9 protein-coding genes are annotated in these 12,600 nt (G+C 69.5%); 5 read left to right on the top strand and 4 right to left on the bottom strand.

Annotated features, from left to right (window positions below):
• Window positions 1–8: 8 nt before the first annotated feature.
• Window positions 9–548 (bottom strand): NlpC/P60 family protein, encoded by a 540-nt coding sequence (locus AB4Z09_RS01865; RefSeq protein WP_442239043.1) that lies wholly within the window; start codon window positions 546–548, stop codon window positions 9–11.
• A 180-nt stretch (window positions 549–728) separates the two neighbouring features.
• On the bottom strand, window positions 729–2,510 hold the full coding sequence (locus tag AB4Z09_RS01860) for a DEAD/DEAH box helicase (RefSeq protein ID WP_429516439.1): 1,782 nt from the start codon (window positions 2,508–2,510) through the stop codon (window positions 729–731).
• A 257-nt stretch (window positions 2,511–2,767) separates the two neighbouring features.
• On the opposite strand from AB4Z09_RS01860, the gene AB4Z09_RS01855 reads away from it, so the two are divergent.
• The 4 genes from AB4Z09_RS01855 to AB4Z09_RS01840 all read left to right on the top strand — a co-directional run bounded on the left by AB4Z09_RS01855 (window position 2,768) and on the right by AB4Z09_RS01840 (window position 7,554).
• Window positions 2,768–4,060 carry a TrpB-like pyridoxal phosphate-dependent enzyme gene (locus AB4Z09_RS01855; protein ID WP_174909206.1) on the top strand — a complete coding sequence of 431 codons (1,293 nt, stop codon included), beginning with the start codon at window positions 2,768–2,770 and terminating at the stop codon, window positions 4,058–4,060.
• Window positions 4,061–4,169: 109 nt separating this feature from the next.
• Window positions 4,170–4,814 (top strand): phosphoribosyltransferase, encoded by a 645-nt coding sequence (locus AB4Z09_RS01850; protein ID WP_442239042.1) that lies wholly within the window; start codon window positions 4,170–4,172, stop codon window positions 4,812–4,814.
• A gap of 69 nt (window positions 4,815–4,883) precedes the next feature.
• Entirely contained in the window at window positions 4,884–5,603 is a 720-nt protein-coding gene (locus AB4Z09_RS01845; RefSeq protein WP_442239041.1) for a heme peroxidase, read from the top strand.
• Between the two features lie 163 nt (window positions 5,604–5,766).
• Entirely contained in the window at window positions 5,767–7,554 is a 1,788-nt protein-coding gene (locus AB4Z09_RS01840) for an AMP-dependent synthetase/ligase (protein ID WP_114718499.1), read from the top strand.
• 84 nt (window positions 7,555–7,638) lie between these two features.
• On the opposite strand, the gene AB4Z09_RS01835 is transcribed toward AB4Z09_RS01840, so the two are convergent.
• Window positions 7,639–8,394 (bottom strand): maleylpyruvate isomerase N-terminal domain-containing protein, encoded by a 756-nt coding sequence (locus tag AB4Z09_RS01835; RefSeq protein ID WP_442239040.1) that lies wholly within the window; start codon window positions 8,392–8,394, stop codon window positions 7,639–7,641.
• Window positions 8,394–9,020, bottom strand: a complete 627-nt coding sequence (locus tag AB4Z09_RS01830; RefSeq protein WP_174909199.1) for an alpha/beta hydrolase — start codon at window positions 9,018–9,020, stop codon at window positions 8,394–8,396. Before AB4Z09_RS01830 ends, AB4Z09_RS01835 begins: the two co-directional genes overlap by 1 nt.
• A gap of 101 nt (window positions 9,021–9,121) precedes the next feature.
• On the opposite strand from AB4Z09_RS01830, the gene AB4Z09_RS01825 reads away from it, so the two are divergent.
• Window positions 9,122–12,595 (top strand): TM0106 family RecB-like putative nuclease, encoded by a 3,474-nt coding sequence (locus tag AB4Z09_RS01825; RefSeq protein ID WP_442239039.1) that lies wholly within the window; start codon window positions 9,122–9,124, stop codon window positions 12,593–12,595.
• Window positions 12,596–12,600: the final 5 nt, after the last annotated feature.

Raw genomic sequence — 12,600 nt, 5'->3', positions numbered from 1 at the left:
GCGCCGCTTCAGAAGAAGCGGCGAATGTTGTGGATCCGGAAGTCCGACAGCGGTCGCAGCCCGGTCGGGACACCCGTGCCGTAGGCGTTGAAGACCATGCCGTTGCCGGCGTAGATCCCCACGTGCCCGGCGATGTCGTAGGTGTCCATCGTGATGACGTCGCCGGGTTGCAGCACCGACAGCGGGACCAGCATGCCGCCGGTGAACCGGGCCATCTCCTGACTGGTCCGCGGGAGATTGATCCCGACCGTGCGGAACGCCCACTGCACCAGTCCCGAACAGTCCCACGCGTCGGGACCGTTGCCACCCCACAGGTAGGGCTTGCCGGTCTGCGTGGTGGCCGCGGCCAGCGCGGCGATACCGCGCGGGCTGGGGATAGGCAGGGGGATGGCGATGTCGCCACTGCCGGCGAACAGGCTCGCGCTGCCGCTACCGCCCGAACTCCCGAACAGCGAACTCGGGTCTGCCGCCGCTGGTGCGGCCAGACCGACTGCACCGCCCACGATCAGGGCGGCCGCGATGAGACCTCGACGAATCGTGTGGACCACGCTCGTGCCTCCTTGCTGAAGATTGCGCCGATCCCCGACCGCAAACTGTGAGGCACGTTACAGAGCAGGCGTCACTCCCGTCACAGGATCGTTCGCATTCACAGGAAACGGGTGCCGGCGAGTTCACACTCGCCGACACCCGTCCTGGCGTCGATTTGTCCTGTCGGAGGGCCCGACGAATCAGTCGCGCGGGCGACGACGGTCCGACGACCGATCGCCCTTGGGGCGGCCGTACTTTCCGCCGGCGCGGTCGTCACGACCACCCCGCGAGGGCCGACCGGAGGGAGCACCCTGGTCGGGCTGCAGCTGGATCAGCACACCCGAGATGCGCGTCGCGCGCAGCGCCTCGACCGTCTCGCTGGACAGGTCGGCCGGGAGTTCGACCAGGCTGTGGTCGGGCCGGATGCTGATGTGCCCGAAGTCGCTGCGGCGCAGCCCGCCCTCGTTGGCGATGGCGCCGACGATCGCGCCGGGAACCACCTTGTGCCGCTTGCCGACCGCGATGCGGTAGGTGGCCAGCTCCTGGCCGTCGCGGTTCTGGCGCGGCGGACCGTCGTCGAAGCGGCGCGCGGGCCGCTCCCGCGGCTCACGCGGGGCACGCGGCGGAGCCGGCGGCTCCGGCGACATGAGGAACGACTCGCCGTCCCGAGACTGGACCGCCAGCGCCGCAGCGATGTCGGCGAGCGGCACGTCGTGCTCGCGCTCGTAGTCCTCGATCAGCTTGCGGAACAGTGCCAGGTTGTCGGAGCTCAGGCTCGCGGTGATCGAGTCACCGAACTTCGCGACACGCTGCGCGTTGACGTCCTCGACGGTGGGCAGCTGCATCTCGGTGAGCGGCTGCCGCGTGGTGCGCTCGATCGACTTGAGCAGGTGACGCTCGCGCGGGGCCACGAACAGCAGCGCGTCACCGGTGCGCCCGGCGCGGCCGGTACGACCGATGCGGTGCACGTAGGACTCGGTGTCGTGCGGGATGTCGTAGTTCACGACGTGCGAGATGCGGTCGACGTCGAGGCCGCGGGCCGCGACGTCGGTGGCGACCAGGATGTCGAGGGCACCGGACTTGAGCTGACCGATCGTGCGCTCACGCTGCGCCTGCACGATGTCGCCGTTGATCGCGGCGGCGGAGAAGCCGCGCGCCCGCAGCCGCTCGGCCAGGTCCTCGGTGGCCTGCTTGGTCCGAACGAAGATGATCATCGCCTCGAAGGTCTCCACCTCGAGGATCCGGGTGAGCGCGTCGAGCTTGCGCTGGTGCGCCACCTGCACCCACCGCTGGGTGATGTTCGACGCGGTAGCCGTCTTCGACTTGACGGTGATCTCGACGGGATCGTGCAGGTACTGCTTGGAGATCTTGCGGATCGCGGGCGGCATGGTCGCCGAGAACAGCGCCACCTGCTTGTATTCCGGGGTGTCGGCGAGGATGCGCTCGACGTCGTCCTGGAAACCCATCTTGAGCATCTCGTCCGCCTCGTCGAGGACGAGGTACTCGAGATTCGACAGGTCCAGCGTGCCCTTCTCCAGGTGGTCGATGACGCGACCCGGAGTTCCGACGATGATCTGGGCGCCACGACGCAGACCCGACAGCTGCACGCCGTACGCCTGACCACCGTAGATCGGCAGCACGTGCAGACCCGGGATGTGGGCCGAGTACTTGCCGAAGGCCTCCGCGACCTGCAGCGCGAGCTCGCGGGTCGGGGCCAGGATGAGCGCCTGCGGGACCTTCCGGTCCACGTCCAGGCGAGACAGGATCGGGATCGCGAACGCGGCGGTCTTGCCGGTGCCGGTCTGCGCGAGGCCCACGACGTCCTTGCCGGCGAGCAGCGGCGGGATGGTCGCGGCCTGGATAGGCGAGGGCGACTCGTATCCGACGTCGGAAAGGGCCTTCAGCACACGTTCGTCGATCTCGAGGTCGGCGAAGGTGATGGGATTGTTGTCGGACTGCGGGTCACGCTCGGTGTCACTCATTTGACCAGTCAGTTTAGTCGATGCGCGACGCCGCGCGTCTGGCGCGCCTCCCCTCCGCCCATACCCCGACGCCTGAACGGGAATTCGGTGACCGTTTCCGGGCCCCGCGCGTGCCGTGAACTCCCGTTCGGCGCATGGCCACTCGCACGGCCACCGAAGATGAGCGGTGGCGGATGGGCGGCACCCCGAATGCAACGCGGGAATGACTGACATCACAATGTGGACGACCGCCCGTCACCCCTGGAGAGGAACCAGCAGTGTCCGAGTCGAGTATCCCGACACCCATCCCCACCCACTGGTACAACATCGTCGCGGACCTGCCGGTCGCCCCGCCGCCCCACCTGCACCCGGGCACCAGGGAGCCGGTGACCCCCGCCGATCTGGCGGCGCTGTTCCCCAGCGCACTGATCGAGCAGGAGGCCACGGCCGAGCAGTACATCGAGATCCCCGAACCCATCCGTGAGGCCTACCGGACCTGGCGGCCGGCACCGCTGATCCGCGCGCGCGAGTTCGAGAAGGCGCTGGGGACGCCCGCTCGGATCTACGTCAAGTACGAGGGCGTGAGCCCGGTCGGCAGCCACAAGACCAACACCGCGGTCGCGCAGGCGTATTACAACGCCCAGGACGGCGTCAAGAAGATCACCACCGAAACCGGCGCCGGCCAGTGGGGCAGCGCGTTGTCGTTCGCGTGCGCCAAGTTCGGCATCGAGCTCGAGGTGTGGCAGGTGCGCGCGTCGTACGAGTCCAAGCCGTACCGCCGCCATCTGATGGAGACCTACGGCGGCATCGTGCACCCGAGCCCGTCCGATCTCACCGAGTCGGGACGCAAGATGCTCGCCGACTTCCCCGACACCCCCGGCTCGCTCGGCATGGCCGTCACCGAGGCCGTCGAGGTCGCCGCGAACGATCCCGACGCACGCTATGCACTCGGCAGCGTCCTCAACCACGTGGTGCTCCACCAGACGGTGATCGGCCTCGAGGCCGTGGAGCAGCTGCGCGCCGCCGGTGAGGCGAACGCCGACGTCGTATTCGGTTGTGCAGGTGGCGGTTCCAACCTCGCCGGCCTCGCATTCCCGTTCATCCGGGAGGTCCTGCACGGCAAGGCACAGACCCGGATCATCGCTGCCGAGCCGGCCGCCTGCCCGTCGATCACCAAGGGCGAGTACCGCTACGACCACGGCGACGTCGCGGGCCTGACCCCGCTGCTCAAGATGCACACGCTCGGCCAGGACTTCGTCCCGGACCCGATCCACGCCGGCGGCCTGCGCTACCACGGCATGGCGCCGCTGCTCAGTCACACCGTCGAACTCGGTTACGTCAAGGGACAGGCCGTCGACCAGACCGACTCGTTCGACGCGGGCGTGCTGTTCGCGCGGACCCAGGGCATCGTCCCCGCGCCCGAATCGGCGCATGCGATCGCTGCCGCCGCCGAGTACGCGCGCGGGCTCACCGAGCCCGAGGTGCTGGTGATCGGGCTGTCCGGTCACGGCATGCTCGACCTGCCCGCCTACCAGGCGCACATCGACGGCAACCTGGTCTCGACGGCATAGTTCGCACCCGCGGTTGCGGCGCCCGGGATCCGTTACCGGGCGCCGCACCTGTGCGCAGTCTGCGGCGTATCGTCGAGATCGAGATCGAATCTCTTCGACGGAGCACGTCATGCACTATGCGACGCGCGCTGGGGCCGGACGGGCCCTGGCCAAGTCGCTGAGCCATCTGCGCGGGTCCGATCCGATGGTTCTGGGACTCCCCCGCGGCGGCGTACCGGTGGCATACGAGGTCGCCCAGGCTCTCCGCGCTCCCCTCGACGTCATCCTGGTCCGCAAGCTCGGTGTGCCGTGGCAGCCGGAACTCGCGATGGGGGCGATCGGCGAGGGCGAGGCGGAGGTCCTCAACGACGACGTGATCCATCGCGGAGGTGTGACACGCCAGGCCCTCGAGTCCGTCCGCACGAAGGAGCGGCAGGAACTGGCGCGACGCGCCGATGCCCTGCGCGGCGGGCGAGCACGCACACCGCTGACAGGACGGACGGTCGTGCTCGTCGACGACGGCATGGCGACCGGCGCCACCGCAGCGGTCGCCTGTCAGGTTGCACGTGCCGCGGGGGCGGCCAGGATCGTCGTCGCGATACCGGTGGCATCGCCGGAGGCCGTCTCGCGGCTGCGAGTCACCGCGGACGAGGTGGTGTGTCCGTTCACGCCCGTGAATCTCGGTGGCGTGGGCGGCGCATACGTCGACTTCCATCAGCTGGACGACCGCGAGGTCACCGAGCTGCTCGCCCGCACCGGCGAATCCCAGGCGTGACCGGTGCAACATTCGACGCCGCGGCGCCGATACACGTCTCGTGAGGCCCTGCGCAGCGAGGGAGGATTCGTGAGCGTCTCGGAACAGCAAGTGCAGACGGTGGTCCAGGCCTGCCGCGACAGACTCGGCGACCCGGCCGGCTGGGTGCCGCCCGACGAGTATCGGGACAGCCTCGCACTCTGCATCATCGAGTCGGTCCAGGCAGCCGGTGATCGGTACGCCGACGCCGGAACCGTGGTCGACCGCTACCGTGCGTACCGGCAGGCCCACGTTCCCGGCCGGGTCACCGACGGAGCTCGTGAGCTGCTGCGCACGTTCGAGGAGGTGGGCAGTTCCGATCAGTGGGCCGGGAAGATCGGCAACTACAAGCGCCGCTACTCCGAGAACGCCGCCCCGTTGCGCGCCGCCGAGATCCAGCGCACCGCCGAACGTCTGTATGCCCTGCACATCGACTCGGTCGGCGACCTGGTGGGCGCCACCCGCGACGACCGCACCCGCAGTGACCTGCGCGCCGCGTGGGACGAGTGCTGCGGCGGACCCGACGACGCAATGTGGCAGCACCTGATGACCCTGACGGGTGCGCCCTATTCCCCCGGCACCGCCACGGCGACCGACGAGTTCGTGCGGTCTGCACTCGCGGACACCCCCGGCGATCCCGCACCCTCGGCTCCACCGACCGAAATCCTCGCCGCGGCCGCCGATCGCCTCGGTGTCCCGGCAGCCGCGCTCGAGCACGCGGTCCGGCGGTGGGGATGCACGCGCGAGGACCACTTTCATCCCGTTGCGTGACTCGCACAGCCCCCTACCTGGAGAAAGTTAGCATTACATACAGTTACATTTATTTCCGCAGGTCGACAGCCGAAATGCGCAAACCGGACTCGAGACTTAGTGCAAAGAGACCCTGAATGTGATGCAATGCACATCCATCATGTCATTTCTTGGAGGGGTCAAAGTGCGTGAGTATTCGGTTCCACAGTCGTTCACCATTCCGGAAGACGCGTCCATGGCCGACACTGTGTTCCGGTACGAAGCGGAGTGTCCGAATCTCGTGCCCTTCAAGAAGCCGGGCAACGGTGGATGGGTCGATGTCACCGCGGCCCAGTTCGCCGGCGAGGTCAAGGCCATCGCGAAGGGCCTGATCGCGTCCGGCGTGGAACTCGGCGACCGCGTCGCAATCCTCTCGGCCACACGCTACGAGTGGGCCGTTCTCGATTACGCCATCTGGACCGCCGGCGGATGCACGGTCGCGATCTACGAGACGTCGTCCTCCGACCAGGCGCAGTGGATCCTCGAGGACTCGGCCACGTCCTTACTCATCGTCGAGACGTCGACGCACGCCGAGACCGTGAAGGACGTCGCCGAGGCCGCCCCCGCGCTGCGCGAGGTCCTGCAGATCGAGGCCGGAGCCCTCGACGAGCTCATCACCCGTGGCGCCGGTATCAGCGACGACGAACTGCACGAGCGCCGACAGCAGGTGCGCGCGTCTTCGCCCGCGACCCTCATCTACACCTCCGGCACCACCGGACGGCCCAAGGGCGTGCAGCTCACCCACTCGAACTTCTACGCCGAGTCTGCCGCGGTGAGGATTGCGTTGGGTGACGCGTTGCAGGAGGGCAATCGCACCCTGATGTTCCTGCCGCTGGCCCACGTGTTCGCGCGCGCGATCTCGTTCGGCGCGTTCGACGCCAAGGTCACCGTCGCGCACACCGCCGACCTGACGACACTCATCGACCAGTTCGCGATCTTCAAGCCCAACTTCATCCTCTCGGTCCCCCGCGTGTTCGAGAAGGTCTACAACTCGGCCAAGCAGAAGGCCGAGGACGGCGGCAAGGGCAAGATCTTCGCGAAGGCCGCCGAGACCGCAATCGCGTGGAGCGAGGCGCAGGAGCAGGGCAGCCCCGGACTCGGCCTGCGCCTGCGGCACGCACTGTTCGACAAGCTGGTCTATGCCAAGCTGCGCGCCGCGCTCGGCGGTGAATGCGACCGCGCGGTCTCGGGCGGTGCCGCGCTGGGCGCGCGCCTGGGTCACTTCTTCCGCGGGATCGGCGTTCCGGTCTACGAGGGCTACGGCCTCACCGAAACCAGCGCTGCCGTCACGGTCAACACCATCCGCGACCAGAAGGTGGGGACCGTCGGCAAGCCGATCAACGGTCACGCCGCGAAGATCGCCGAGGACGGCGAACTCCTGGTCCGCGGCCCGGTCGTGTTCGACGGTTACTGGCACAACGACCAGGCCACTGCCGATTCCATCCGCGACGGCTGGTTCCACACCGGTGACCTCGGGTCCATCGACGCCGAGGGGTACGTGTCGATCACCGGGCGCAAGAAGGAGATCATCGTGACCGCCGGCGGCAAGAATGTCGCCCCGGCCGTGCTCGAAGACGCCCTCCGCGCGCACGCGCTCATCAGCCAGTGCCTCGTCGTCGGCGACGCGAAGCCGTTCATCGGCGCCCTCATCACGCTCGACCCGGAGGCGCTACCCGGCTGGAAGGAACGCAACGGCCTGCCTGCCGACACCCCGATCTCGGAACTCGTCAAGCATGCCGACCTCGTCGCCGAGATCGACGCCGCGGTCTCCGAGGGCAACAAGAAGGTCTCCAACCCGGAGCAGATCAAGAAGTACCGCATCCTCGAGGTCGACTTCACGGTCGATTCGGGCGAGCTGACCCCGACGCTCAAGCTTAAGCGCAACATCATCCACCAGGAGCACGCGGTCGCGATCGAGGCGATCTACTCCTAGTTGTTCGACGACACGTCCGGGCCCGGGTGCGACACCGCACCCGGGCCCGGACCGTCGTCAGTGTCGGTGGATTTGCCCGCGTCGCTACAGGGCCGCCGAGCCCAGCAGCGCCCGCGCCACCGCGGAATCGCCGATCACGTCGAGGCCCACCAGGGGGCGGCGCCGCCACAGCGTGAGCAGCAGGTCCTGCGCCGGACCACGCAGCGCCACATCGGCTTTGCGATGCTCGCGAGTAACCTCCACCGTTCCCGGTGCGAACGCGAGATGCCACTCCGCGGCGTCGGTGTCGGTGCCGTGGAGGTGGATGGTGCGCCCGGCGAGCGAGTCCGGCAGCCGGCCGCCGGCGGCGAGGCGGCCCAGGAACACGTCCACCCATTCGTCGACGCCGTCGGCCGCGATCTCCGGATCCAGCTCGGCGACCTTGGGACCCCCGGCAGCCTGCAGCGTGTCGGACACGTCCATCCGGTGCACGGAGACCTCGTGCGTCTGCCGGCGGAGCCACCACGCCACGGTGCCGGGGCCGACCATCGTCGGAACCTGCTTCCCGGGGTCGAGTCGGGTGAACTCGTCGAGTAGCGCCTCGAGCGCAACCCTGTAGGCGGCAAGACATTCCGGCCCTCGGGGCATGTCGCCGGAGCGACGGACCTCCGACACCGATGCCTCCGGCGGGGCCTGCAACGCGGCGACCACCCACTGGTGGATCTTGCCGGTGTGTCGTACGACGTGTTCGACGGTCCAGTCCGGCACCGTGGGAACAGGTTCGGACAGCGCAACGACCGGCGTCGCAGCCAGTGTCTCACCCTCGTCGCGCAGAGCGGACAGCAGACGCGTGTATTCCATCAGCACACCGTAGCGTCGAGCACGAAGGCGGCGACATCGTTCGTGACTGCCCGGTGGATCTTTTCGTGCAGCAGGTCGTGGCCGGTGTCGGGGTACTCCCGCACGGTCACTCCCGGCAGGCCGGACGTCCACGCGCGCACCCCGTCGATCGGCGCCAACCGGTCGTCGACGCCGTGGATCGCGAGCACCGGAAGATCCGGTCTCGCGAAGTCCGATGTCTCGGCTTGCTGCACAACGGATTTGGGTGTTCCACAGAGGACGGCTGCCGCGAACCGCTCCGGTCCGCGCCGCAGCAGCGTGATCGACACGGCCGCGCCCAGCGAGTGGCCCATCAGTACCTGCGGCACCCCGGGACACGCCTGTGCCGCCGTCGTCGCGAGGAGGGCCGCGTCGTCCGCGAGATCCCCCAACGCGCCGGGCACACCGGGAGTGCCTTCCGACAGCCCGTGCCCGGCCTGGTCGATCCCCCACATCTCGATGTCGTGCCGGGCGAGTCCGGCGGCGAACCGGTGATAGTGCCCGGTGTGCTGGCCCATCCCGTGCAGGAACACCACGACGGCGCGCGGTTGATCGACGGTCCAGCGACGGTAGTGGATCTGTCCGGTCGCCCCGGTGAAGAACGGCATGGCTCCATTGTGGTGGGGGACGCTGCGGCGGCCGCGAGCCCTCCCCTGGTTGTCGCCGCCCGATGGCACAATCGGCCCGAACCGACCGGGAAAGGGGCGCGATGTTCCTGCTCGACGATGTGGTGGTCTACAGCACCGGCGATCTGACGCTCGCCGCGACGTGCGAGTTCGCTCTGCTGCGCCGCCTCGACGGGCTGCTCGGATTCGCTCCGGCCGCGGCGGGTTCGGCCGCCGATCCGATGCTGCAGCGGACCTCCCTGCTCGGCGAGGCCCACGAACGACGGGTCCGGGACGACTTCGAGCGCCGTCTCGGACGGATCGAGACCATCGCGCGGCCCGAGTACACGACGGTCGGCCTGCACGACGCGCACCGGGCGACCGTCGCGGCCGCCCGGTCCGGGGCGCCGGTGATCTACCAGGGCACGTTCTTCGACGGCCGGTTCCTCGGCTTCAGCGACTTCCTCGTCCGTGAGGACGGGCCGGACGGCGACATGTATGCGGTGTACGACACCAAACTGGCCCGCCATGTCGAGGTCCCCGCGCTGCTGCAACTGGCTGCGTACGCCGACGCCCTCGCGGCCGGCGGTGTGCGCCCGGCACCGAGGGCCCACCTCCTGCTGGGCGACGGCTCCGACTCGGTGCACGCGCTGGCCGACCTCGTCCCGGTGTACACCGCGCGCCGCGCACGCCTGCAACGCATCCTCGACGACCACCGATCCCGGGGCGTCCCGGTCGCGTGGGGTGACGCGAACTGCCAGTCCTGCGGGCGTTGCGAGACCTGCGCCGCCGAGGTCGAGGCGCATCGAGATCTGCTGCTGGTCGCGGGGATTCGCGCGAGTACCCGCCAGCACCTCGTATCGGCGGGAGTGTCGACCATCGACGCCCTGGCGGAGCGAGTCGACCCGGTCCCGGACGTGTCGGCGCGAACACTCTCCGCCCTCCGTTCGCAGGCCGCACTCCAACTGCGCCGGGAGGCGCAGGGCGGCCACCCCTTCGAGGTCTTCGACCCGACCGCCCTCGCCGGCCTGCCCCGCCCGGACGCCGGCGACATCTTCTTCGACTTCGAGGGCGACCCGCTGTGGGCCGAGGCGGGATCGGCGCAGTGGGGGCTCGAGTACCTGTTCGGCGTGCTCGAAGAGCCGCCCACCGGCGCCGGAGATCCGGTGTTCCGGCCGTTCTGGGCCCACGATCGAGCGCAGGAGCGTCGGGCGCTGATCGATTTCCTCGACTACGTCGCCGCCCGCCGCGCCGCGCACCCGGGCCTGCACATCTACCACTACGCGGCGTACGAGAAGTCCGCGCTGCTGCGGTTGTCCGGTCGGCACGGAGTCGGCGAGGAGGCCGTCGACCAACTCCTGCGGGACGGGGTGCTCGTGGACCTCTATCCGATCGTCCGGGCATCACTGCGGGTCGGCGCGCAGTCGTACAGCATCAAGAAGCTCGAGCCGCTCTACATGGGCACCCGCTTGCGGGACGGCGACGTAACCAACGCCGCCGATTCCGTTGTGGCATATGCCGATTACTGCGACCTCCGGGACCAGGGGCGGCCGGAGGCCGCCGAGCTGTTGCGCGGGATCGGCGACTACAACGAGTACGACTGCGTTTCGACCCGTGAGTTGCGCAGCTGGCTGCTCGCGATCGCGGCGGACCACGACGTGTCGCCGCATCGACGCGAGGACCCTCCGCCCGTCCCGGACGAGGGCGAGGTCGACCTCACCGAGCAGGCTCTGCGACGGTTCGCCGGCGACGAAGCACGCGGGTCCCGCAGCGCCGACCAGCAGGCCGCCGCACTGATGGCAGCCGCCGTCGGCTACCACCGGCGGGAACGTAAACCGTTCTGGTGGGCGCATTTCGACCGGCTGACACAGGTGGTCGACGAGTGGGCCGACACCCGCGACGTGCTGCAGGTGGACCACGCCGTGGTGGTGCAGGACTGGCACCGCAGCACCCCTCGTCAGCGGAAGCTGCGCCGCCATCTGCGGCTGACGGGCCGGTACGGGACCGGGAGCACCGTCGTCCCCGGTGCGGAGGTGTTCACCCTGTACGACCCGCCGCTACCGGCGGAGGCGATGACCGGATCGACCCCCACGCAACGCGGGACAGCGACGGCGGTGGTGCTGTCGGTCGGCGCCGACGAGAACTTCGACGACGTCATCGTCGTGGAGGAATTGCTCACCGGTCCGGACGAATACACGGCACTGCCGATGGCCGTGGCGCCCGGTCACCCGATCGCTACGGTGCGGATGGAGACCGCGATCGGGGCAGCGGCCGAGCAGATGGCTGCGATGCTGCCGGCGATGCCGCCGGACGCGGCCGTCGACGTCCTGCGCCGGATCCCTCCGCGTACCCGGAGCGGTGCGGGGCTGCCGACGGCCGACGGCGCCGGTGACCACGCCGCCGCGATCGTCTCGGCACTGCTGGACCTCGACCACTCGTACCTCGCGGTGCAGGGCCCGCCCGGCACCGGCAAGACCCACACCGGCGCGCGCGTGATCACCCACCTCGTGACACACCACCGCTGGCGGATCGGCCTGGTGGCACAGTCGCATTCGGTGGTGGAGAACATGCTCGACGCGGTGGTCGCGGCGGGACTCGACGGCCGGATGGTCGCGAAGAAGGACGGCCGCGCGGAGGACCGCGCGTGGACGGGGATCACCGCGAACGCCTACCCGCAGTTCCTCGACGACGCCGCGGCGACCGGGTGCGTCGTCGGCGGGACCGCCTGGGACTTCGCGCACGCCGAGCGGATCCCACCCGGCAGTCTCGACCTGCTGGTGATCGACGAAGCCGGACAGTTCGCGCTCGCGAACACCGTGGCGGTGGGAGCGTCGGCCCGCAATCTTCTGCTCCTCGGCGACCCGCAGCAGCTACCGCAGGTCAGTCAGGGCACCCACCCCGAACCGGTGGACGAGTCGGCGCTGGGCTGGCTCGCCGCCGGCCACGACGCGCTGCCACCGGAACACGGCTACTTCCTGGCGCGCACCTGGCGGATGCATCCGGCGCTGTGCGCCCGGGTGTCGGCGCTGTCGTACGGCGGGCGCCTGCAGTCCGAGGAACCGGTCACGACCGCGCGCCACCTCGCCGGTGTCGAGCCCGGCGTGGACAGCGCGGTCCTCGACCACCGCGGCAACGCAACGGAATCCGTCGAGGAGGCACGCGAGGTCGTCCGGCGGATCCAGGCACTGCTCGCCCGGGCGTGGACGGATCCGACCGGCTTCGACGGGACCCGCCCGCTCGGACAGTCCGACGTCCTCGTCGTGGCGCCGTACAACGCGCAGGTGAGCCTGATCCGACGGCACCTGGCCGCCGCCGGACTGGCCGACGTGCACGTCGGGACGGTCGACAAGTTCCAGGGCAGAGAGGCCGCCGTGGTGCTCGTGTCGATGACGGCGTCGTCGGCCGAGGACGTGCCGCGCGGGATGTCGTTCCTGTTGTCCCGCAACCGGCTCAACGTCGCGGTCTCCCGCGGCAAGTGGTGTGCGGTGATCGTGCGGTCGCGGCTGCTCACGCACTACCTTCCGACGACACCTGCCGGGCTGACCGAACTGGGCGCGTTCACGCGTCTGGGCGAGTGACCCGA

The sequence above is a fragment of the Rhodococcus sp. TAF43 genome (genome assembly GCF_052113525.1).
Lineage (GTDB): Bacteria > Actinomycetota > Actinomycetes > Mycobacteriales > Mycobacteriaceae > Prescottella.
The sequence above is the reverse complement of the archived record's forward strand: the minus strand, read 5'-3'. Positions and strand labels throughout refer to the sequence as shown.